The sequence below is a fragment of the Microcoleus sp. PH2017_05_CCC_O_A genome, assembly GCF_020738785.1.
Taxonomy (GTDB): Bacteria; Cyanobacteriota; Cyanobacteriia; order Cyanobacteriales; family Microcoleaceae; genus Microcoleus.
On sequence record NZ_JAEQCB010000164.1, the window covers coordinates 1 to 22,873 of the forward strand.

The 22,873-nt window shown below is 47.3% G+C and carries 17 protein-coding genes and 1 pseudogene; 8 read left to right on the top strand and 10 right to left on the bottom strand.

Going from position 1 to position 22,873, the window contains the following annotated elements:
* Positions 1 to 66: 66 nt before the first annotated feature.
* Positions 67 to 2,523, bottom strand: a complete 2,457-nt coding sequence (locus JGK20_RS28270) for an ATP-dependent helicase (RefSeq protein ID WP_293193648.1) — start codon at positions 2,521 to 2,523, stop codon at positions 67 to 69.
* A gap of 282 nt (positions 2,524 to 2,805) precedes the next feature.
* On the opposite strand from JGK20_RS28270, the gene JGK20_RS28275 reads away from it, so the two are divergent.
* Positions 2,806 to 3,822, top strand: a complete 1,017-nt coding sequence (locus JGK20_RS28275) for a DUF4349 domain-containing protein (RefSeq protein WP_293232948.1) — start codon at positions 2,806 to 2,808, stop codon at positions 3,820 to 3,822.
* Between the two features lie 473 nt (positions 3,823 to 4,295).
* Here JGK20_RS28275 and JGK20_RS28280 read toward each other — a convergent pair whose 3' ends face one another.
* Positions 4,296 to 5,390 (bottom strand): RuBisCO accumulation factor 1, encoded by a 1,095-nt coding sequence (locus JGK20_RS28280; protein ID WP_293218952.1) that lies wholly within the window; start codon positions 5,388 to 5,390, stop codon positions 4,296 to 4,298.
* 156 nt (positions 5,391 to 5,546) lie between these two features.
* Between JGK20_RS28280 and JGK20_RS28285 the strand changes: the two genes are divergently transcribed.
* From JGK20_RS28285 to JGK20_RS28310, 6 genes and pseudogenes are all read left to right on the top strand, one after another.
* Positions 5,547 to 6,491 (top strand): response regulator, encoded by a 945-nt coding sequence (locus JGK20_RS28285; protein ID WP_293184734.1) that lies wholly within the window; start codon positions 5,547 to 5,549, stop codon positions 6,489 to 6,491.
* Positions 6,492 to 6,642: 151 nt separating this feature from the next.
* Positions 6,643 to 7,344 carry a bifunctional demethylmenaquinone methyltransferase/2-methoxy-6-polyprenyl-1,4-benzoquinol methylase UbiE gene (gene ubiE / locus JGK20_RS28290; protein ID WP_293184736.1) on the top strand — a complete coding sequence of 234 codons (702 nt, stop codon included), beginning with the start codon at positions 6,643 to 6,645 and terminating at the stop codon, positions 7,342 to 7,344.
* Positions 7,345 to 7,506: 162 nt separating this feature from the next.
* Positions 7,507 to 8,739 (top strand): DUF445 family protein, encoded by a 1,233-nt coding sequence (locus tag JGK20_RS28295; protein WP_293184738.1) that lies wholly within the window; start codon positions 7,507 to 7,509, stop codon positions 8,737 to 8,739.
* Between the two features lie 169 nt (positions 8,740 to 8,908).
* The gene (locus JGK20_RS28300) at positions 8,909 to 9,217 is read left to right on the top strand and encodes a DUF3493 domain-containing protein (protein WP_293184740.1); all 309 of its coding nucleotides are present in this window, start codon (positions 8,909 to 8,911) and stop codon (positions 9,215 to 9,217) included.
* A gap of 335 nt (positions 9,218 to 9,552) precedes the next feature.
* Entirely contained in the window at positions 9,553 to 10,128 is a 576-nt protein-coding gene (locus JGK20_RS28305; protein ID WP_293184742.1) for an alpha/beta hydrolase, read from the top strand.
* A 735-nt stretch (positions 10,129 to 10,863) separates the two neighbouring features.
* Positions 10,864 to 11,658 (top strand): annotated as a pseudogene (locus tag JGK20_RS28310) (DegT/DnrJ/EryC1/StrS family aminotransferase).
* A 218-nt stretch (positions 11,659 to 11,876) separates the two neighbouring features.
* On the opposite strand, the gene JGK20_RS28315 reads toward JGK20_RS28310, so the two are convergent.
* The 6 genes from JGK20_RS28315 to rimP all read right to left on the bottom strand — a co-directional run bounded on the left by JGK20_RS28315 (position 11,877) and on the right by rimP (position 19,657).
* Positions 11,877 to 12,101, bottom strand: coding sequence for a hypothetical protein (locus tag JGK20_RS28315; protein ID WP_293184744.1), 225 nt, complete (start codon positions 12,099 to 12,101; stop codon positions 11,877 to 11,879).
* Between the two features lie 241 nt (positions 12,102 to 12,342).
* Positions 12,343 to 13,053, bottom strand: coding sequence for a low-complexity tail membrane protein (locus JGK20_RS28320; RefSeq protein WP_293184746.1), 711 nt, complete (start codon positions 13,051 to 13,053; stop codon positions 12,343 to 12,345).
* A 580-nt stretch (positions 13,054 to 13,633) separates the two neighbouring features.
* A complete protein-coding gene (gene infB / locus JGK20_RS28325; RefSeq protein ID WP_293184749.1) occupies positions 13,634 to 16,789 on the bottom strand; it encodes a translation initiation factor IF-2 in 3,156 nt (1,051 codons plus the stop codon).
* 383 nt (positions 16,790 to 17,172) lie between these two features.
* The gene (locus JGK20_RS28330) at positions 17,173 to 17,487 is read right to left on the bottom strand and encodes a YlxR family protein (RefSeq protein WP_293148638.1); all 315 of its coding nucleotides are present in this window, start codon (positions 17,485 to 17,487) and stop codon (positions 17,173 to 17,175) included.
* 103 nt (positions 17,488 to 17,590) lie between these two features.
* Positions 17,591 to 18,880: a transcription termination factor NusA gene (nusA, locus tag JGK20_RS28335; protein WP_293184751.1), complete on the bottom strand. Its 1,290-nt coding sequence runs from the start codon at positions 18,878 to 18,880 to the stop codon at positions 17,591 to 17,593.
* Between the two features lie 312 nt (positions 18,881 to 19,192).
* Positions 19,193 to 19,657 carry a ribosome maturation factor RimP gene (rimP, locus tag JGK20_RS28340; protein WP_293196906.1) on the bottom strand — a complete coding sequence of 155 codons (465 nt, stop codon included), beginning with the start codon at positions 19,655 to 19,657 and terminating at the stop codon, positions 19,193 to 19,195.
* 326 nt (positions 19,658 to 19,983) lie between these two features.
* On the opposite strand from rimP, the gene JGK20_RS28345 reads away from it, so the two are divergent.
* Positions 19,984 to 20,109 (top strand): hypothetical protein, encoded by a 126-nt coding sequence (locus JGK20_RS28345; RefSeq protein WP_293184756.1) that lies wholly within the window; start codon positions 19,984 to 19,986, stop codon positions 20,107 to 20,109.
* Between the two features lie 89 nt (positions 20,110 to 20,198).
* Here the strand turns inward: JGK20_RS28345 and rppB are convergent, their stop codons facing one another.
* Both rppB and rppA read right to left on the bottom strand, forming a co-directional pair.
* The gene (gene rppB, locus JGK20_RS28350) at positions 20,199 to 21,659 is read right to left on the bottom strand and encodes a two-component system sensor histidine kinase RppB (RefSeq protein ID WP_293232950.1); all 1,461 of its coding nucleotides are present in this window, start codon (positions 21,657 to 21,659) and stop codon (positions 20,199 to 20,201) included.
* A 367-nt stretch (positions 21,660 to 22,026) separates the two neighbouring features.
* A complete protein-coding gene (rppA, locus tag JGK20_RS28355; protein ID WP_293198552.1) occupies positions 22,027 to 22,743 on the bottom strand; it encodes a two-component system response regulator RppA in 717 nt (238 codons plus the stop codon).
* Positions 22,744 to 22,873: the final 130 nt, after the last annotated feature.

Consider the following 22,873-nt stretch of genomic DNA (forward strand, 5'->3'; position numbering starts at 1 on the left):
TGTTTTTTTGATCGAGCTTTTGTTCTCCAAGTTTGCGGAGTTCGCGGTTCGTTCCAAAAATCTATTTTACAACATCACATTTCCCGGAAATTGCTGTTTCAAAACAGGCATTACCGGACAAGGTTTTTGCTCTTGCAAATTCTCGGGTTTGTTCCAAGTAAAAGGCCCTTTCTTCGCCGCGGCCATCCACAGCAAACTTTTGGCCCGCGTCATTGCTACATATAGCAATCGAAACTCTTCTGCTGTTTTCAAATAACCTGCTTGTTCCCACGCTTCGCCCAGATTTGGTAAAGGATGTTTTTCGTGCAAACTGGCTCGAATTTGCGCTCTTGCTACCTCTGCTAAAGTGAAATCTCCTAAAAATCTAGTTTGTGGCAAAACTCGCAAACTTCCGGGGATTGTTTGGTCGTGCAAAAATGGTAAAAATACACAATCCCAATCTAATCCTTTAGCTTTGTGCATGGTAATAATTGTTAGTTGACCTTTGCTGGTGTAGCGTTCTTCTATTTTGTCATCTGCATCTACAGGCTCAAATCTTTCTGAACTAACAATTTCGCCCAGCACTCCCAAAATATTGCTCATTGAATTGTTACCGGCTGTTTGGATTGCTACCCGTTCTGCTAATTTGTCGGCGGTGGCTAATTCTGTTTGGTCGTATTGCAGGGCTAAGGCTAAGAATGAGATGATTTGGTAGGGCGGCAGTTCTAAACGTGCTTGCAGCAAACCGCAGCAAAAATAACGGCATTTGCGGACTGGATCTGACTGCTGGGGGTCTAGCGGGCCTGGGTAGAGGAATTGTTCGGGGCTGGTGGCAAAGGCATTGTAGTCTTGTTTGGGGATGAGTTGTCGATCGCTCAAAATCTTTAAGGCTGCTTTCAGGTAGTCTGGTGAGTGCGGGCGATCGAGAAATTGCAGCAATGTTAATATTTCCCAAGGTACTTGAGAATGTCTGTCTCGTTCCCCGACATCCTCAATTTTAATCCCGTATTTGCGTAAATCGCAGCTCAATCCGTGTTTTTCCGGATTTTCTAGGACTTCTTTGATAAACTTGCCTTGTTTGTTTTCCCGCACTAAAACAGCCATTGATTTTAGATTTTCTACTGGCAATTTAGGGCGATTTTCTTCATCCCTCGATTCACTGCCCGATTGAATATTTTGCTCGTGACTTTCCCAGACAAAATCCGCAGGTAAAAATTCCTCTACTAACTCAATTACCCGCTTTCCAATTAACTCAACTGTCTGGTAAATATCGCGGGGAGTATGCAATTCTAAGCCTCGACCTATGGGGGCAGGATTGGCATTTTGCTGCGGGTCATCGCTGGGAACTGGCTTGATAGTTTGGGATCGAAAAGGCTGTTCGGTTCCCGCTAATTCTGAGCGGTTTACCCATTGCAACATAAAGTTAGCTGCATCAATAATGATCTGGCTACTGCGGCCTGCACCGTCCATTGTCGCCAACTTGTTTTCAACTTCGCATTCGTCACAAAATTGGTTAAAATAAATCGGATCGGCGGGAGTAAAGGTAGAATTAATTGCTTGATTTGGGTCGCCAACTCTGATAAAATTAGGAGGTGAATTAGGACGATCGGGATCTTGAGCTAATATTTTCAAAAGCTCAGTCTGTAAAGGTGTCGAGTCTTGCGCTTCATCCTCAAACACGGCAAATACTTGCTTTTGTTCCATCGCCCTGGCTCCCGGATTGTCCAACACCCGCAAAGCTGCTAAAATCATCTCGTCATAATCGATGAATTCCCGGCTTCTCAACAAAGCCTGATATTTTTGATATAAACCGCCGGCTACCGCTAAAATTTCATAACCATCGCCAGAATTAATATCGCCCATTTTTAATAACTCTTCGGGAGATAAACCCGAAGATTTCGCCTCGTGAATCACAGTTTTAGCTAACTGCGGCAAAATCTCTGTCCGCAAAACCGATTGTCGCCGCAATCTCTCCGTTTCTTCTCCATCAAATTGTTGTCCTTCCAACAAAACTTGATATCTGCGCGGATTTTCCGCGATCCAAAGTTCTACACAAGTGCGAATTAAGCGGTGACTTTGAGTTGGAGTGACTAACGTCGAATTTTCGAGATTTAAACCCGACAAATCGGGATGGCGCATCGCAATATTTAAAGCTAAACCGTGCAAAGTGTGTACGGCAAAACCGCCTTGGTATAAAGACAATTGTGCCAATCTTTCCCGAATTTTAGCTTTAATATTAGCAGCAGCCGATCGCGTAAACGTCACCACAATTAACTGACGGCGGTTGTTAAGTCGGTTGCGGGCGATCGCAATTGCCGACGCAGCAGCCATTCCTGTAGACTTCCCGGCCCCTGGAACCGCCGAAACCGCAAGGGGGCCGCCCGCCCAATCCGCCATCTCGTGCTGGCCCGCACGCAAGCTGTCGCGAATTTTACCGCAAGCGGCAGCCAAAAGCGCGGCGGGATCTAACTCGGAGAAAGTGCTGTTCGGGCGATCGATCTCGGCAGTCGATCGACTAAAATCAGTATCAAATTCATCAGTCATAATTACATCCGCGTTTATCCGCGTTTATCTGCGGTTAAAAATCCCCAAAAATTCACCGAATAGCAAGGGTTTGAAGCCCCAGCATGAAGGCAGATTGTGATAAGAACGGAGTTTAAATCTCCGCTCTTATCACTTCGCTGTCAACTGTCAACTGTCAACTGTCAACTGTTTAACTCTACCGTTTCCATTTTGGTATCGGCTCAACAAACCCTATCTATGCGAGCTTAAATTAAAACCAGCATAAAATTCAATACCCAAGCCTTTTTATAGGAAAAATCCCCAATGAAAACTCACCTCAAAACCAATTTTCCACCACACCAGCCAAACCCAGCCAACAACAGCACAACTCGCTTTGCAGTTGTAGCATTCTTAACTTTATCCTCAGCCATTGCTTTACCAAGCTGTGCAACTTCCTCCCCCAGCGGCTCCACAAACGGCTTTGCTTCATCCCGCAGCGCCGAAAAGCAAATTGCCGCATCTGCTCCCCAATCCGCACCCGCACCTGTAAGCGCACCCGGAGGCGCAGCGTCAAAAGTTGCTGCTGACACCGCAAAAAAACCAGCCGCAGAAACTCCAGCAACTGCTCCCCAACTGATTAAAAAAGCCGAACTCAGTGTAGTTGTCAAATCAATTGACAGCAGCACTAAATCTGTCACCGAGATTGTGAAAAAACAGCAAGGCGATATCTTGGCTTTCCAAAACCAAAAGCCGCCGGATTCTAGCGTGCGCCAAACCGCAACTATGCAGATTCGGGTACCTCAAGAAAAGTTAGAAACTACTTTAAATGCTTTAACAAAACTCGGAAGTGTCGAAAACCGAGGGCTGACGGCTGAGGATGTTAGCGATCAATTAGTTGACAGCGAGGCTAGGCTCCGCAACCTGCGAAAATCCGAGGAAGTTGTGTTAAAAATTATGGAGCGATCCGGCTCTGTTGGCGACGTACTCAAAGCTTCTCAGCAGTTGAGTACGATTCGGGAGTCGATCGAGCGCATCGACGCTCAGTTAAAAAGTTTGCGGAATCAAGTAGCCTATTCGACTATTAGTTTAACTCTAGAAGCAGCAGTCTCGGCCCAGCAAGAACCGGAACCTTCTCTCGGCTTGCGGGTGCAGGAAACTTGGGGACAAGCGACTCATTCTGTGGGCGAATTAACTTTAGGTTTGTTTGCTTTGGGCATTTGGCTGTTGGCTTACAGTCCTTATTTCGTAGTAATTGGGGCGGCGACTTATGGTATAATTCGATTTAAGAAACAGCATTCAGTTCCGAAAGTTCAAGAACCGAAACCGCCTGCTACAAATTAGTCATGGGGCATGGGGCATCGGGCATTGGGCATTGGGCATTGGGCATTGGTAGGGGCGGTGCCCCCGTGCCCGCCCTCTTAGTCTTACTTGTCATTAGCTAGCGACGCACCAAGCACCGAAATATTGCGATCGCACTTGATATCATTCCCAGCACTTCTGAACGCAACAGGTACTTTTATGGGATTTAATCTTTAGGTACGTAGTTGCGCTTCAGCGCTCTTTGCGTATATCTATGAAAGAGCGCTAAAGCGCAACTACGTACCTTTTTGATTTAATGTAACAGTTGTGCAACTCCTGCCCAAATTCAGAATCGCAGATAATATAAGGTGCGTCGCGGTGAGATTGTCAATCTTTGTTTAGGAATTTTCGCTCGCGACACACCCTACCAATGACTGTCAACTGTCAACTGTCAACTGTCAACTGTCAACTGTCAACTGCCAACTGCCAACTGCCAACTGTCAACTGCCAACTGACTAATCGTCAATTTGCCATCCATCTTTGGTATAATCTTCATCCACAATCTTCTTCGGACGCATCACCAAAACAACTCGCCCCAAAATCGACAACTGCGGGGATGTTTCAAACCACTGCAATTCTAGATTCCCCCCGTTATCGGCGAGGAAATAACTCTCAGCATCCCACTGTCTTTGGGCGCGATCGGCAATAATCAAAACTTCTTCAACTTTACCTTGCAGCGGCACCGGCAGTCGATCGCTCATTTCCAAAACCGCCACCGGATCTTCCGCGTTCAAAATTACCTGCCATCCGGGAATCGCCACCCAAGCTCCAGCTCCGGAAAATTTTACCATGCGAAACGGCTCGATTTCCTCCGGCAAAGGCACTGCCAGCAAATCTGACGTAGAAAGTGGCAATTTGCCTACAACCGGGACAATCCGAGGCAGTTGTTCCTCGGTATCGAGCCTGTAAACTGGTAAACGAGGCGCTTCCCGTCTCGGAACTACAGTAAAATCCACCAACAATTGCTCGATTTGCGCCCTAGCAGTTTGGCTGCTAGCTAATTTTAAACCGCGAGCAATTAAGCGCGATCGCTCTTGCAAATCGCTTTTTTGTCTCGCCAACTGCCAACACTGGTAAGCTACAGCATCCCCAGGAGTGTCTGTGAACCCCTGCGGGAGACTCCCGAAGTGCGAAAACTCCTTCATCGCCTTAGCAACTTGGCGGGAATCATCAACATCCAAATTGTGGGCCAACATCAAAGCTGCCGCTCCGGCTCGCTCTGCTTGCGAGAGAATCCGAAACTCGTATAAAATATCACTACCTTTCCGCAGAAAGTGCGATCGAACTTCATCCGAAGCACCAGCATTGACCATGCTGGTGTAAACTTGTGCTGCAACGCCGACCTGATTTTGTTGAATAGGCTCAAAACCAGTTTGTTCAAAAATCTGCTGAGAGTTGCAGCCCGCTTGCAACAGTGCCGTGCAGGCTTGTCCCCACTCTACCCAGGTGCCTTCCTTGCGGCGGAGCGATCGAATTAACTTTTCCACATCCACAGCATCAGTGGAGGGTGCAGGTTTAGAAGGGGAAGAATCTTGCGGTGTATCAGTCATAATTGAATCAAAAATCAGCGTTGAGTTATGTGTAATTGGATACTAGCAAGGCTCGTGTCGCGGGAGAGCGATAGATTTATGGTAAGGGAGTTATGAGACTATTGTTACAGAATAGTTGCTCGCCTAAATTTACAAAGGGGAGTTTATCGTATTGTTATGGATAATGCCATTCCAGAGCTCGATCAAATTAAACGCCAGCTCATGACACTACACCGACCAAAAAAACCCAAAATGCTGGTAGTAGACGATGAACCAGACAATCTGGATTTACTCTACCGCACTTTTCGACGAGATTTTAACGTGCTCAAAGCTGAGAGCGGGATTCGCGCCTTGGAAGTCCTCGCCATTGAGGGCGAGGTCGCCGTCATCATTTCCGACCAGCGGATGCCAGAAATGAAGGGAACGGAATTTCTCAGCAAAACCGTGCCGCAGTTTCCGAATACGGTCAGAATTATCTTGACTGGTTTTACGGATATTGAAGACTTGGTGGATGCGATTAACTCCGGACAGGTTTACAAGTATATCACCAAGCCTTGGGACCCGAACGAATTGAAAATGGTGGTGCAAAAGGCGGCCGAGACTTATGAAGTTCTCAAGCAGCGGACTGAGGAATTGCATCGCGCCCAAAATCAAATACAACTGTTAGCAACCATCATGCAAACCGCTGTGGATTATCCGAGTCTGGAAGCAACTTTAGACCCAATTGCTATTGCTGTGAGCGATAATTTTTTGGCTGATATTTGCATTTTGCAACTGGTCGAAGGCACTGCTTTAATGCCGGCTCAAGGCACTCACACCAGCGGTAAAACTGTGGAAAATTGGCTGGCAGATGACCCTCTGGTTCTAGAAGCGATTTCCTCTCAAGCTATTCAGGGTGCTGTGAATATTGCCAGCGACGCAGCCCTAGCGAGTCTGCCACACTACCAAAAATCGGGCATTCAAGCTCACTTGGCTGTTCCGGTGATTCACAAAGGTCGATCGATCGCCCTGATATCCCTTCAGTGGAAGCAACCTTGTTCCCTGCGCCCCGACGAACTCACAACAGTTCACCTCGCCGCTCAACAAGTTGCTTTGGTATTGACGAGTTTTCAGGGTGATTAATTAGTTGACAGTTGACAGTTGACAGTTGACAGTTGTTAGGAAAGCAGTGGTCAGTTGTTAGTAGTCAACAGTCAACAGTCATTCGTAACAAACAAATAACTAATAACTAATAACTAATCACAAATAACCAATAACTAATAACTAATCACAAATGACTAATAACGCAGAAGAAATTAAAACTATATTTAATCGAATTGCACCAGTTTACAACCAATTGAACGACTGGTTAAGCTTGGGGCAGCACCGGATTTGGAAGCAAATGACGGTGCAATGGAGCTGTGCGGGCCCCGGAAATACTTGTTTAGACTTGTGCTGCGGCAGCGGCGATATAGCTTTGCTGCTGGCAAAACAAGCAGGGCCTACCGGTTCGGTATTTGGAGTAGATTTTTCTGCTGAACAATTGGCCGTTGCAGGTAAGCGCGATCGACCTTTTCTCACTCCTGCAAGTCCCATTACCTGGGTAGAAGCTGACGCCCTAGACTTGCCTTTTGCCGACAATTACTTCGACTGCGCCACCATGGGTTACGGCTTGCGTAACGTGACGGATATCCCCCGCAGTCTTCAGGAATTGCACCGCGTCCTCAAACCGGGCGCAAAGGCTGCTATTCTCGACCTCCACCGCCCCAGCAATTCCCTGATGCGGAGCTTTCAGCAGTTTTATCTAGATACTCTCGTGGTTCCCATTGCTCAGCAATTTGGCATGACTCAAGAATATGCCTACATTAATCCTAGTTTAGAAAAATTCCCGATCGGCGAGCAGCAAGTCGCGATCGCCCGCCAAGCCGGATTTGCCACCGCCACCCACTATCCCATTGCCGGAGCTATGATGGGAGTATTGGTGTTAGTCAGTTGACAGTTGACAGTTGACAGTTGACAGTTGCTATTAGTTATTTGTTACTTGTTACTTGTTACTTGTTGTTCCATTTTCCAATAACCGATAACCAATAACTAATAACTAATAACTAATAACTAATAACCAATGCCCCATGCCCAATTCCCAATTTCCCAATAATTGATGAATCCCTCTGAACTTTGGCTGTTGTTAGCCCCGCCTGTAGTGGGAGGAATTATTGGCTATTTCACTAACGATATAGCTATCAAAATGCTGTTCCGCCCCTATCGAGCTATTTACATCAAAGGGCGGCAGTTGCCTTTCACTCCCGGCTTGATTCCCCGCAACCAAGAGCGCTTGGCTAAGCGAATTTCCGACACAATCATGGGTTCGCTGCTGACGCCGCAGGAACTGCAAAACTTGGCGCGCCGCCTCCTTCAAACTGAGCGGATGCAGTCAGTAATTCTCTGGCTGTTGCAGTTGGCCCTGGATCAAGTAAAGGCAGACACAGAGCAAAAAACTGCTAAAATTCTTGCTAACATTCTGCGAGACTTGCTCGGGGAATCTGTGCCGCGAATTCTCAAAGTTTTGGCGCGCCGGGAAGATTTTTTAGAAGCTCAGCTAAATCAAATTTTTGACCAAGTTTTGCTGGAAATTCAGCTAACTGACTCTCAAGCTGGTCAGTTGTCTGATTGGCTGTTGCAGGTAGTAATACCGCCAGAAGTGCTGCGGCAGGCTTTGATTGACTTTTTGACCGATCGCAATATTTCGATCATCGACGAAGGATTTCGAGAAAAAACCAGCGGCACTTATTGGGTAGTAGCCAATTTGTTTGGTTTGCGTAACACTTTAACTCGGCTGCGGACTTTTTGTCTGGATGACAGACAAGTCACAAATCAGCGGCTAGCAGAGTTAACGGTTTCCTTGGGAATTCGCGGGCGACTTCAGGAATGGCTGCAAAATTTGTCGATGCAAAACTTACCGGTTTCGACGGTGAGACAATTGCGAAAAACTATGCGCGACAGTGTTCGCAGCTACGTTCAAGAGCGGGGTACAGAGGTACTTGACGGGTTGAGCAAATCTATTGACTGGGAAAATATTTCGCGGTTGATTCTCAATCGATTGCAAACTTCAGCGGTGATGAGCGCTTCCCTAGAAATTGTGAGCAAAGAACTGGCTTTGGTGTTAGATCGCTATCTAGAGCGGGATTTAGAAAATATTGTAGCTCAGGCTATCCCGATTTTGAATATCGACCAGGTAATTATCGATCGAGTAAAAGGCACTTCTCCCGAAGAGTTGGAGCTAGCAATTCAGGGAATTGTCAAAAGCGAGTTGCAGGGAATTGTCAATTTAGGAGGGATTTTGGGCGTTTTTGTCGGCTGTTTGCAGACAGTTGTGATGTTGATTCAGCGATGATTTATTCCGGAACTTGTGAGATATTTGTTGTACCCTACCTAATATTCATTGGACTGACACACCAGTCACAAAAATTTGGTTTTTGGGCAGTATTTTGCAGCGCAGCATATAATTATACCTGCAACCGAGTTTTTTGTCAAGTATCCTAATTCACCTATTCTCTAAATTTATGGCAGCCCCAAATTCTGACGATCGCCCTTACATCCCAAAAAACCCGCGCAACCTCAGCCGCCAACAATACGAGCGTTTAACCGCAGAAATGGCCACTCCCTACCGGCCTCTGCGACAGTTTGTGTACGTAGCTTGTGGCGCTTCGGGCTTTATCGGCGGTGTAGTTTTCCTCGCGAAAATTGCCTCGGGCCGGGAAATTGGCTCTGCTTTACCCAATTTTGCCCTCCAAGTCGGAGTCGTGGCTCTGATGGTGTTCCTGTTTCGCCTGGAGCAACGCGCCGCAGCACGATCGCCCAAGTCCAAGTAACAAAGCTTTACAAATCTACACAACAAGATACCTGAGGCAATGAAAAGTTATAATTATAAAGAAATTATTACGAAACCCTGGTTTGCGATCGATCCCTGTCATTATAGGTAGGTGGGTTCAATTGGGGTCAGCAAATTTAAAGATCCTAATCATAAACCGCTTCTAACTCGTTCAATTGGGGTCAGCTTTCATAAAGACCCTAAATATATTAAATAAATTTAAGCCCAGCGCCAGCCTTCACTGATAGAAGAGTTGGCGTTGGGTATTTTGCTAGGAGCGGGTGATTGCCAAATGTGTCAAAGTCTAATTAGACAAAAAAGTTGGAATATTTTACTATGAGCAAGTCATTTTGCAAAGGGCGGTGGACGTTATTTTTAGCCGCAGGTGTGGGAATCGTACTTTACAGCAGTGTGGCGGCGGCGGCCGAAAAGGTAGTGCTAAAATACAGTGCGATCCGAATGACTTTACCAGTCAGCGAATTAGAAATTTTTGCAGAAACTGGGAAAATGTCACCCGGGCTAGAAATGCTGCTGGGAAAGGCAAAAAAAGACCCGGAAGTGGTTCGCCGCAGTCTGATGAGACCGGTGAAAGTTAGTCAAAGCTTGTTGGATCGGACGCTCAACAGTAAAGTTGGGGAAATAATTCTCGATGAAGTGGGTCAGGTAATTCGCACTCCTTCTGGGAAAGCAAATCGAGAAGCTTTGCGCGAGGCCTTGGTGCTGTCGGCAACTAATGATAACGAGATTACGCTGCTGGAAGCGATGAAGAATTATCCTGCTCCAGAGGTTAATGTTGAGGGCGATCGCTTAGTTGAAGCTTACGGCAAACTTGTAGCTTTGTCTGAACAATTTGGTGGCGCTTCAGAACGGCTGCAAGACATTTTAAACAAGATTCGCCTGCCTAGATTGTAGGGGATTTTGTGAGCAGCGGTTGATTTGTGCGATCGCACAATTTTTCTAAAGCTACATAAATTACAGCGCAGTCACACTAGATTTGTGCAAAACTTGCCTGATTTTTAACCCGACTGTAAAACAATGTAACTGCTGGCAAACTCCCAACATGACGAGAATCAGTCATTCCCAATTCTCAAATCTCAAATTTAAAACTGTAGAACTTGACTCTCAAAGAAGTCTCGGAATCGATGTTCGATAGTTTACTAAAAAAATGAATATACTCTCCGTATAACTGTTTATTCGTTAAGGAATATTTCGCAAAAAAATGCAGGCAAGACCTTTTACCAGAAAGAATTGGTTGAAAGCCCCAAGCCTTTGAGGGAGAAATGAAAATCAGACTATTCATTACTCCAATCCTCGGACTTAAGGGTAGAGGTCGCTCTCAAACTGTCAACTGTCAACTGTCAACTGTCAACAGATTATGTGGCTTAGGATAGAGCAATCATATCAAAGTTAGGGACTTGCAGAAAAACAGCCTGTCATTTAATCTCGTGCTATGACAGGTGTTATTAGGCAACGAATTCCCTAAAATTCTTGACTAAACAAGTTAAAGATACACAGGGTTAAGAAACAGGATTAATTGACAGCATCTCAAATCAAATAAAATCACAATTTTTAGGGTCATCGAAAATTTGAGGGTAGTAGAGTTTCACTCCATCAGCTCTATTTACTTAATTGAATAAAACTACCAACATGAATAACAATCCTATTCGTTCAAAAGACCGTTTCTTGGTTTTTGGCGCTCCGGCGATCGAAGATGCGGAAATTCAAGAAGTGGTCTCAACCATGAAAACAGGTTGGTTGGGTACAGGCCCGAAAGTCATGACTTTTCAAAATGGCTTCAAAGCTTACAAGGATTCCGAACACGCGATCGCAGTCAACTCTTGTACGGTGGCACTGCACTTGAGCATCCTCGCTGCTTCGGTAAAACCCGGGGATTAAGTCATTACTACTCCGATGACTTTTTGCGCTACAGTTAATGCGATCGTCCACCCCGGAGCAACACCGATACTGGCAGATGTAGATCCGGTGACAATGAATATTAACCCGGCTGAAGTCGAAGCTAAAATAACTTCGAGAATTAAAGCAATTTTACCGGTTCACTTCGCCGGTTGTCCCTGCGATATGGATGCGCTGTGTGAGATTGCTAGCCGTCACAATTTGAAGTTGATTGAAGACTGCGCTCACGCGATCGAAACAGAGTACAAGGGAAAGAAAGCAGGCACATTTGGTGACTTTGGATGCTTCAGCTTTTATGTCACCAAAAACATCACCACGGGTGAAGGAGGCATGATTCTCGCCCGCCGTCAAGAAGACGCTAACAGGCTGAAAATTTTAGCGCTGCACGGTATGAGCAAAGATGCTTGGAATCGCTTCGGCGACTCGGGTTACAAGCACTATCAAGTGGTGGAAATCGGTTTTAAATACAATATGATGGATCTGCAAGCTGCGATCGGCATTCATCAACTCAAACAAGTCGCCCCCTAATTGCAGCGCCGGAAGCAAATTTGGCAGCGTTACAACGAAGCATTTGCCGATTTCCCTTTACTCTGGTTCGCTTGAGATAAATCTTATGTAGGAGAAATACTCTCCCCTGCAATTTGAACTCCGAAGTTGAGAGTTAACTCCCATAGCATATTGGAGGGGATAGGGCGGAATTTGACGTTGAATTTCACAAACTATGACAATCTCTGGTTTTGCTACGCTCAGTAAGCCAAAGTTTCTAAAGTTTCCCGCAGATAGGATCGAACCTGCTGATCGATGGTGAAATTTTGCTGTTGACTCTCAAAATTGAGTTCTAGCTGCCAGCGTTGAAACCCTGAACTTGCCCCGATCGCGGATTTGAGGCTGCCCCAGATTTCAGAATCTTCGCACAGCTCGATCGGCTCTGCGGCTTGAGGTTCTTGTGCGATCGGTAGATAATTCGCCATATTGTTATACCTCTGTTTGAATTCCCTGTAAGGATTGAAAGCTTACCTTGACTCTCTCTATTATAGATTCTTTTCTCCAAATAGCCAATATAAAATAGCCACAACCTGCGATTAAATATTAAATATTAAGAGTATTAATAATCTTTATCTGAGCCGGAGCATTACCTATTTTTTTTACTGCATACATCTGTCGCAAATAAAGTAGCTTAAACTACAATTATGTCGATATTAATTTTTTATTTCACTTTTCGATCGACTGTTGGGTTAGGGATGTAGGGCCGTTGGTGTCCGCAGGTTCTGAGTTGACTGTACTGCTGGATGACGCATTCTTGATGCCTTCTGCTGGTGGCATTGACTCTGCGGGTGCAGCCGGAGTGACAGTTGTCTCGCCCGCAAAAGCTGGCAAAAGTCGATCGACTTGCCAAGGTGCGATCGTAAAATCCTGCCTAATGTTTTCTAATACATGAGGCTTTGTCGCTGCAAATTCTGATTCCGGCGTCAGCAAAACAGCCATCACACTAGCAGACACCTGCAAAAACAAATTGCTAGCTAAAAAAGCAGCAACTGCCAACAACAACCCAGCCCACCGCCAGGAAGGAGGAAAGGGAGCCACCCCAGCAGCAAGGGGAGCAAATCGATATAGCTGCCACAAAATTACTGCCAGCAAAACAGCGATAAAAAGAGCAATTCCTTGATTTAATTTAGTTTTAAACCGAGTCAGCATCTGCTGCTGCACAGAAGTTAAATTCTGCGGTTTCACGGCCACGACTAAAATACTAAAAATGTAAAAAGGGCGGAACCACTGCATCCACAGCACAGGAACAATACCTGCTACAGCCACTAAAAACACTTCTAACCAGACAGAGAGCGTGGGAGAACCCACTGCGAGTCCCAGCAAGCACAGTCCCAGGAAAAGCGGCAATGCAGCCACCCCAGAAAGGTGAATCCACAAGAAAGGATCTGACCAAAAAGAACGCACTTTAATTAATTATTAGTTATGAATGATAGCCTTTCTAAAATAGATGAGGTATGTCTGGTAATTGGTAATTAGTAATTGGTAATTGGTAATTGGCACGGCACCAGCTTTTGAACCGCAAGCTTTTCGGTGATTACCGATTACTGATTACCGAAAACCCCAAGCGTACCTCATTTTTCGATCGAACTGCTATATGAGTTTTGACTTTTGAATTTTGAGATTCTTGGACGCACTCTTGACTCTAAAACCCGGTGCGAGGAGTAAATATTTAGCGATCAAACCGAGGACTTACGAGCAGAAATCGGGTTTCTTTCGGTAATTCTTATTTGAGCGAGCAAATTTTGAATTTTCAGCAAGGGTAAAGACGATTAGGAATTTCATTCTGCCAACTGCCAACGGCCAACTGCCAACTGCCAACTGCCAACTGTCAACTGTCAACTGTCAACTGTCCGATGAGTTTGGGAGTATTGAGTGAAGAGAATAGTTGGGAGCGATCGGCAATGCAAGTTGCCTTCACTCAAAAATTCTCTTCCAACTCAACACTCACAACTCAAAACTATTGAGATAGCGTGCGGCGCTTAGTAACCATCCGGTAGGCTTCAATAATATCGCCTTCCGCCCAGTCGCTAAACCCGCTCAAGGAAATACCGCATTCATAGCCAGTATTGACTTCCTTGGCATCTTCCTTCATCCGTTTGAGGGAGTCAAGGACACCTTCGTAAACGACATTGTTGCCCCGGCGCACCCGCACCTTACAGTTGCGGATGACCTTGCCTTCGAGTACGTAGCATCCAGCCACAGCCCCCCGACCGATCGCGAAGACAGCGCGCACTTCCACCTTACCCAGAGGTTCTTCCACCAGTTCGGGTTCCAGCAGTCCTTCCATCGCCCCTTGAATATCATCCAAGAGTTTGTAGATGATGCTGTATTCCCGCACGTCTACGCCCGCTTGGTCGGCTGCTTGGCGAGCGCCGGTGGCGAGAGTAGTATTGAACCCGATAATCACAGCATTACTAGCGGAGGCCAGGTCAATATCCGTTTCTGTGATTTCCCCAGGAGCAGATAGCAGCAATCGGAGTTGAACTTCTTTTTGAGGAAGTTGGGTCAGAGAACCGACAATGGCTTCCAGGGAGCCTTGGACATCTGCCTTCAAGATCAAGTTGAGTTCCTTAAGAACGCCTTCCTTAGCTTGTTGAGAGAAGCCACTGAGGCTGATCCGACCACCTTGAAGTAGACGCGAATCTCTTTGGGATGTAGCTCTTCCGCTGGCGATCGCCGCTGCTTCTTTTTCGTTAGCGAAGACATCAAACTCATCTCCAGCTTGCGGTACTTCCCGCAGCCCCAGCACTTCCACAGCGAAGGATGGACTTGCTTGGTCTACGCGATCGCCGCGATCGTCGATCATCGCCCGCACCTTGCCCAGAGCAGAGCCTGCGACCACAATATCGCCCACTCGCAGCGTGCCATTTTGCACCAGCAGAGTTGCCACTGGCCCCCTTGCCTTGTCGAGGTGAGCTTCAATTACAGTACCCTTAGCCGCTCGGTTCGGGTTAGCGTTGAGGTCTTCCATTTCCGCGACTGTCAGAATCATTTCCAACAGCGTATCGAGGTTTTCCCCTCGGATAGCGCTGACTGGAACCATCGTCACATCGCCGCCCCAGTCATCTGCGACCAAGCCGTACTCAGTAAGCTCTTGCTTCACCCGTTCCGGCTGAGCGCCCTCCTTGTCAACTTTATTGATAGCCACGACAATTGGCACTTTCGCCGCTTTCGCGTGGCTGATAGCTTCAATTGTCTGGGGTCGCACGCCGTCGTCCGCCGCCACCACCAAGATGGCAATGTCTGTCACCCGCGTACCGCGAGCCCGCATAGCTGTAAAGGCTTCGTGACCGGGCGTATCCAAAAATACCACCTGCTGGCTCTTGCCTTCGTGTACCACATCCACGTGGTAAGCACCGATGTGCTGGGTAATACCCCCAGCTTCTCCCTGAGCGACCTTGGTTTTGCGGATCGAGTCTAGCAAAGTAGTTTTGCCGTGATCCACGTGGCCCATAATCGTTACCACTGGCGGACGGCGCTGGAGGTATTCCAAATCTGCCTCATCGATCATCTCGATGATTTTGGTAGCTGGCTCTTCTATTTCTGGGGTTTCTACCTCTACGCCCATTTCTTCGGCTACCATTCTCACCGCTGGAATGTCCAGGGTTTCGGTAATGTTGACCGCAATACCTTTAGAGAACAGCCTCTTAATAATTTCGGTTTCGGGAACAGCCAAGGTAACTGCTAGTTCTTGAACGGTCATCGGTCTGCTCAGCAGCAGCTTTTCTGGACGTTCTACCTTAGCTTCGGCTGTTTTGCCCCGGTTGCCGCGTCCCCCGGAAGAACCAGAAGAGCTTTTATCGTGAGAAGGGCCCGGTCTCTTATTTTTGCCGCTGCTACCGGGTGCGCCCGGAGTTGGTGTTGACTTGGGTGCTGCTTGTGTCTTCGCCTTAGCTGGGCGGGCTAGAGACAGGCTGACGGTGACTGGTGCTGGCATATCCAAGCCATTTTCTAAGTCATCGTCATCCTCGTCTATGGGTTTGAGGCGACGATTTTTGGCCTTGGCTGCTTTGGCAGCTTTGGCAGCATCTGAGTTTTCGTCATCATCTTCTTCCCAAATGACCTGTGTCTTTTTGGCTGGCTTTGGCAGAGTCGGCTTGGGAAGGAGAAGAGTATCCAGCAACAACGACGTATCGTCTCCGTCATCGTCTGCGTCTTCTCCGGTGGCAGAAATGTCACCGCCCCGGCTACGCAACCCAGCGGCTGACGTTGCGGGGGCAAGGCTCCGGCGCGGGCCGCCCTGCTGCGGTCGATCGGCAAGTGCTGTTTTCACTGGCCCACCAGCACCTGGGCGAGGTCTTTGAGCGTCGCTACCGGATGGTGCAGGTCTGCTGGGGCGGCTCGGTTTCGCCGGCGCTTCCAGAGTTTCTCCCTGTTCTGATTGGTCTTGATCGGTTCTGGCCAGTTTCAGTACCGGCTTGTTTCCCAGAGTTTGTGGGTTGCGGCCAGCCTGCTCGGACGCCGCTCTGACTGGTGGCGACGTGAGTTTTGCCCCTGCTGGCGGCGCTGGAGGGGCGACCGGCGGGCGGGGGGTGCGTTCTGGAGCCTTTTCTGACGGCGGTTGAGGTGTCGCAGGTGCTTGAGCCTGGGAGCTTGTTTCCGGGGCGATCGCACCTACAGTTTCCGAGCTTGTTTCTGAAGCTGCCGCCGCTCCAGCGACATTTGGCTTCGAGAGTACAGGTCGATTGATATTTGGTTTAGCTGGAGGCTGGAGTTGTTGAGAGGCGGGCGATTTGGGAGGAGTGGCCACGGTGGCCCCAGGCTGGTTTTTTTGCTCCTCGTTGCCTGCGGGCTGGGACGAAGCACCAGCCGGCCGTACTTTTGGACTGCGTATTTCTAAAATTTGCTGCTTTTTTTGTTGGTCGTTAGGATGAGGGCCAGATTCTCTAGATGGCGCTGCTGCTCTTTCGGGGGGAGCTGGCTTGCCGGGGGTAGAGTGGCTGGCTACGTATTTTTCCGCCGTTTTGCGAATGCGCTCTGCTTCAGATTCTGTAATTGTGCTGCTGTGGCTCTTTACTGAAATATTGAGCCGCTCGCAAACTGCCAAGATGTCTTTATTATCCAAATTTAGTTCCCGTGATAATTCGTAAATTCTTACTTTGCCGTTGTTCATCCACTCTGCCCTCTTTTGTGCCAACCAGTTTTTACATTTTGATTTTTTGTTCTAATGACGACATCATTCGCTGTGATTGATTCAGTGTCAAGAATCGGGGTTTTGGTACTCGCTCAGCAATTTTATCTAAAAGATGCAATTCGCTGAAGTCTGCGGTTGGAGAATTCTCAAGTTTTTTTTGGGAAAGCGAGAACTGTCAAGTCTGAATTTTGGCAACTGCCACAAATCAATCTTTAAAGTTTGTCTTTCCACCTTGAGGATACCTCTGCTAGTACCCTACCCTTATCTAATCTGACACAAATCTTTCCAGACTGGTGGGCAGATCGGATCGGGGTTTTAGAGCTGGCGCTACCGGTAATTACTGGTAGGGCTGCCAAGAGGGTTTATACAGTCGAGGCCGAACTATTGTCGGTTTGGTGCCCGATCGATTCCGAGTCAGATGTACAGTCAGATGTGGCTAAACGCTGCCAAAGTGTTTGGTACAGTTCGTCAGACACAGGCGCTTTGAGCGATCGCCCAAGTCGATTTTTTTTCTGAGCTGCTTTGAGGCATTGGCTCGCCGGACAAAGGTAAGCGGAACGACCGAGGCCGCGATCTAATTGTACCTGATGAGAAGGATAGAGCCTGACTACTCGCCAAAAAGCTTCCTTAGGAGCTATTTTTCGACAACTTGTGCAACACCGGTAGTTCGGTTTCATTTCTAGTGATTCCGGGAGAGTTGAGAGAGTGGGAGAGGGGGGAATAGGGGAATTGTCCTCCTTGTCTCCCGTGCCAGAAACATAAAAGTGAATGTCACAGTGTTTAGACTGTGGCTGCGGTTTCGTCCGTGGCTGGCTCCTCTTGCTCAAATTCTGCCGTTTCCTCGTCGCCGTCGTAGCCGGATCCTTCCTCTTCGTCGTAGTCGTCGCCTGCTAGTTCTTCGAGCCTGCTTGCTTCTGCTGCCAGTTTGCTGTCTTCGGCGTCGCGATCGTACTTAGCAATATCTTTGATATCGATTTTCCAACCGGTCAGGCGGGCTGCGAGGCGGACGTTCTGACCTTCTTTACCAATGGCAAGACTCAGTTGGTCTTCCGCGACCAAAATGTGAGCGCGCCTCCCTTCTGGGGCAACCAAACGCACTTCATCTACTCTAGCTGGACTCAGAGCGTTAGCAATATAGGTTGCAGGATCTGGAGACCAGCGGATCACGTCTATTTTTTCGCCGCGCAATTCGTTGACTACTACCTGAATTCGCGATCCCCGCGCTCCGATGCAGGCTCCTACGGGGTCTACATCGCGATCGAGAGTATCTACTGCTATTTTAGTCCGAGGGCCGACGTGCCGGGAGGGCGGATTTGCCTCCCTAGCTACGGCGACAATCCTCACCACCCCATCTTCTATTTCTGGTACTTCGTTAGCAAACAGGTAAACCACCAAACCGGCGTCTGCTCTAGAAACAAGTAACTGCGGCCCTCTAGTAGAACCTTCGCCTACTTTTTTGAGATAAACCTTGAATGTAGCGTTCGCACGGTAATTGTCGTTAGGCAACTGTTCGCGTTTGGGGAGTTCGGCATCTACTTCCGGCTGACCGAAGCTGCTGGTAACTGCCAAAATTACCGACTGCCTCTCAAACCTGAGCACTCTTGCTTGAAGAACAGTTTCTTCTAAATCTTTAAACTCTTCTTGAATCATTTTGCGCTGTTGGTCGCGCAGTTTTTGAGCCAGGACTTGTTTGGTCTGGATGGCTGCCATGCGACCAAATTCTTTTTGATCGGGTGTTACATCTACGAGTACGATGCTCCCAGGCTGAGCTTCTGTGGCTACTTCTTGTACTTCAGAAAGTGCTATTTCGTGATCGGGATTGACGACTTCTTCGACAATAGTTTTGTTAGCTAAAACGCGAAAACCTTCTTGTTCTGCGTCTAATTCTACATCAAAATTGTCGAAGTATTCTTCGCTGAAGTGGTCGAGTTTTTGGGTGCGGCGGTAGCGTTCGTATCCTTTAAGCAGGGCTTCTCGCAATGCTGCTTGGACGGCGTGTTTGGGTAAATTTCGCTCTTTGCTAATACCTTCGATCATTTCTTTGAGTCCGCGCAGGGGAACCATTGACATATAAAACACTCCTTTTTTTGATGTGACAATACGTAACTTGCGATCGGAAATAGATGATTGGTAATTGACAGTCGGTAATTGTTGAAAAAAGTGATAACTGATGATTGATGAGTTACAAAGATAGCATTAGGGTATCTGGGTGCTGCAACAATTTATTGGTTGTTCTACTTCAACCCTGCGGCTAAAGATGTGATTCTTAAAAATTAACTCGCAGCGAAGCATTTTTAGCTTCCTGCGAGGCAATCTCAAAACTCAAATCGGGCAGACACGGGGGTACGGCCCCTACAACTCAAAATTCAAAATTCCCCTTTTTTACTCCTTACCTTCGTCTAGTTCAACTTTGACAATCTGAGGGCGGGGAATTTTAACCTGTCGCCCTTTTAGATTGAGATAAACCGTTGTTTCATCCCTGCCCACAAGTAGTCCTTTCCACTCTTTGATTCGCGAGTCGGGTTCGGTGGCTGTGAGTGTGACGGGGAAACCTTTAAAAGTAATGAATTCTCGATCGCTGCTGAGCAATCGGGATATTCCGGGACTGGAAATCTCTAGCACGTAGGCGTCGGGGATGATGTCGGATGCCTCTAACTCGACTTCCAGGGCTGTACTCATCCGCTCGCAGTCGGCTAAACCGGTGTCTTGCTGGAGGTTACGGATGTCTACCCGCAAGACGGGAGGATTTTGGTTGGTGTGAAACACTGCTCCCACTACTTCCAATCCCAGTGTTTCTGCAACGGGGGTAGCTAAGTCAATGATTTGTGGGATTAGGGGATGAGTCATATCGAATACTTAAACTAAAACTCCTGAACTCGGACACGGGTTCAACTTGAGGACTTAGGCAAGATATGGGGTAAGGGGGAACCACCGGAAGATTGCTCCTACTGGATCAGTCCTAAACTCGCAAGTCTGATGCCCTGAGTTCTTTTCCTGCGACTAATGCAACAAAAAAAGTGGGCTTGACCCACTTCTAGGTAAAACAATTTTTTCCAAGAAGTTTGAGAACAGATACATTTACGGGACACAATACGGGAATTTCCCGGATTGTGTAGCGATAGGAACACCGTCATTACTGACTGTGAAGGCGGTATCCCGCAAACCTCGCTCTCATGAAGCCCAAAGCACCATTTATCTCTCGTGGTAAACTTTTCATCGAAGTTTGCCTCAATTCTCAGTTTAGCTCGATCGCCCCCCCGTTGACACTCGATGAGGCTAAAGTGGCTAAGATTCTGTAGAGACTTCGTTTCTATACTCCAACGATCGGTTTAACCACTCGATCCCGAACTTCTCATAGTTAGTAAGTTTTCCCGCATCTAAATTGTTCTCAATTAAGCGGCAGACGGATTGTAAATGTACTGCCTTTGCCCAACTCGCTCTCAACTTGAATGCTGCCTTGATGAGCCACTACGATCGCACTCGCAATCGATAGCCCTAATCCTGCCCCTCCTGTGGCTCTAGATCGATCGCTCTGGACTCGATAGAAACGATCGAAAATTCGCGTTTGTTCGGCTGGAGCGATACCAACACCCGTATCTTGAACTTGAATTAGGGCTTCCTTGTCAGTGCGATCGAGGATGGCAAAGATTAGTCCTCCTGGGGGAGTGTAGTGAATGGCGTTGGTAATTAAGTTCGTTACCATACGGTAAAGTTGGACTTCATCCCCAAGAATCATAGTGGCTTGTGAGCCACGAATTTCTAATTTCAAATGTACATCAGCTATCATTGCCAAACCTGCAAGTTCCTCTACCAAATCGCCGATCAGATCGTTGAGAGAGCAAGGCTGCAATTGAGTCGAAATCTGTTGTTGTTCAATGCGACAAATGAACAGTAAATCTTTGACTAACCTGGAGAGACGGATGTTTTGTCGTTCGATAATATCCAGGTTTTGATTAACCTCTGGTAAGTCTTCAGCAAGACGAGTATCCTCAACTGTACTCTGGATCACAGCGAGAGGCGTTCGCAATTCATGAGCAGCATCGGAGGTGAATTGTTGCATCTGGCGATAGGACTGATAAATTGGTTGCATCGCTACTCCCGCTAACCACCAACTCGCTCCTCCCACTAACAGCATCGCAAAAGGTAAGCCTAAAAACAGGAACAGTCGCAAAGTGTTAAGATAAGCATCCCATTCTTTGAGCGATCGCCCAATTTGCAGATAACCCCAAGGCAAACCGCTGTTGGTTCTCAGTAATAGAGAAATTTGATAAAAGCGATCGCCCTTAGAACAATTCAGAACCTGCCAAAACTCCTTTGGCGCAAAACGTTTTAATACATTTGGCTGCTCTCCACTCGTCGCCAAAACACGTCCAGATTCGTTTAAAAAGCGGAGATAATAGCCCTCCTGCTGAAACACTCTAGCAGTATGTCGCGCGCCGTCATTGCTTGAAAAATAACAGTTTTCATTCGATAAACACAAACCGGGCAAAATAGTTTTCAAGCTGGATGAAATCTGTCCCGGTTGTTGTAATTCAGGTTCGATACTGTCATGCAGCGTTCCGGCTAAGTCCTGTAGTTTTTGCTGGAGGATATATCGCTGGGTGTGAAACAAAACCTGATATGCTGCAACACCGCAGATACCTAACAACAGACCTATCACGATCGCATACCAACCTGCGAGTTGCCAGCGCGTGCGGTTAAATAGCTTGTTCGAGTGCATATTATAGCAGTTGACAGTTGACAGTTGACAGTTGACAGTTGACAGTTGACAGTTGACAGTTGACAGTTGACAGTTGACAGTTGACAGTTGACAGTTGACAGTTGAAGAGTTGATGCCTCCATCATTCACAACTCAATATCTGGCTTTTTTCCATTCAGAAAAACTGAAAAATATCTTGGCTGAGATGGTATTTTCAGTGCAAAACCTCTGAGCGAAAGGTTGTTAGCAATCACCATTGTTATGGTGTTCTACTGATGTTTTTATGCTGATTGTTATATAATTCGGGTTTCCGAATAGCTGTTAAGTAAGTCCACCTAATTAAACATAAGATCTCGATGGCTAGAAAACTTGCTCTATAAGCATTCTTCCTTCTTCCTTCTTCCTTCTTCCTTCTTCCTTCTACTTAACTACCAATAGTGAACGGAAATATTGCCTCCCAGAGGTGAGGGGTGACGCCCTCGGTGAATTCGCCAACAGTTTCTTTCAACCGCTAGCGTCATAACTTGTTCAAGCGATAACCGAATCCATGAACCGTTTCAATCATGCCCTCACACCCATAATCTGCCAGCTTGCGGCGCAACAGACGAATTCTGGCAGCAACTACATTGCTCATCGGGTCAGCATCCACGTCCCACAAACGATTCAAAAGTCGATCGCGCGTGAGGATTTGATTCGGGTGCTGCATGAAATATTCCAGTAACCGAAACTCATTAGCCGTCAGAGGAATCACCGTTTGTTGTTCCCCATCATCGGTAGTGGAGATGGTTGATTTAGTATAATTAAGCCGCAATCGCCCCGCCTCAAGTTGGTCAGAATTAAAATGGGGCGACTGTTCCGGCGACAAACTCCGTCCCCGTCGCTGGAGTGCCCGCAACCGGGCTAACAACTCCGCTTTAACGAACGGTTTCATCAGATAGTCATCAGCCCCAGCATCTAGCCCAGCCACCATATCCTCCGTGCGATCTTTTGCCGTCAACATCAAAACTGGTAAAGGATTATTCTGCCGGCGCAAACGTTGGCACAGTTCGACGCCAGAAATTCCCGGTAGCAACCAGTCAAAAATGGCGATCGTGTACTCTGTCCATTGGTCTTCCAGATAGTTCCAAGCAGTTGTGCCATCCTGCACCCAATCCACCAGGTACTTTTCGCGGCTCAAGGTGCGTTGTACGATCGCACCTAAATCGGGTTCGTCTTCCGCCAGCAGAATTCTCATTTTATCGCTATCTCGTCCAATACTTTTTTACTAACGGGACTTAAACAAATTTTAAGCCCAAACAAGGCCTAAACTGGCTTTATAAGCCGAGAATACGTCCCAATTTTGGTTCAACCATTTCACAAATCTA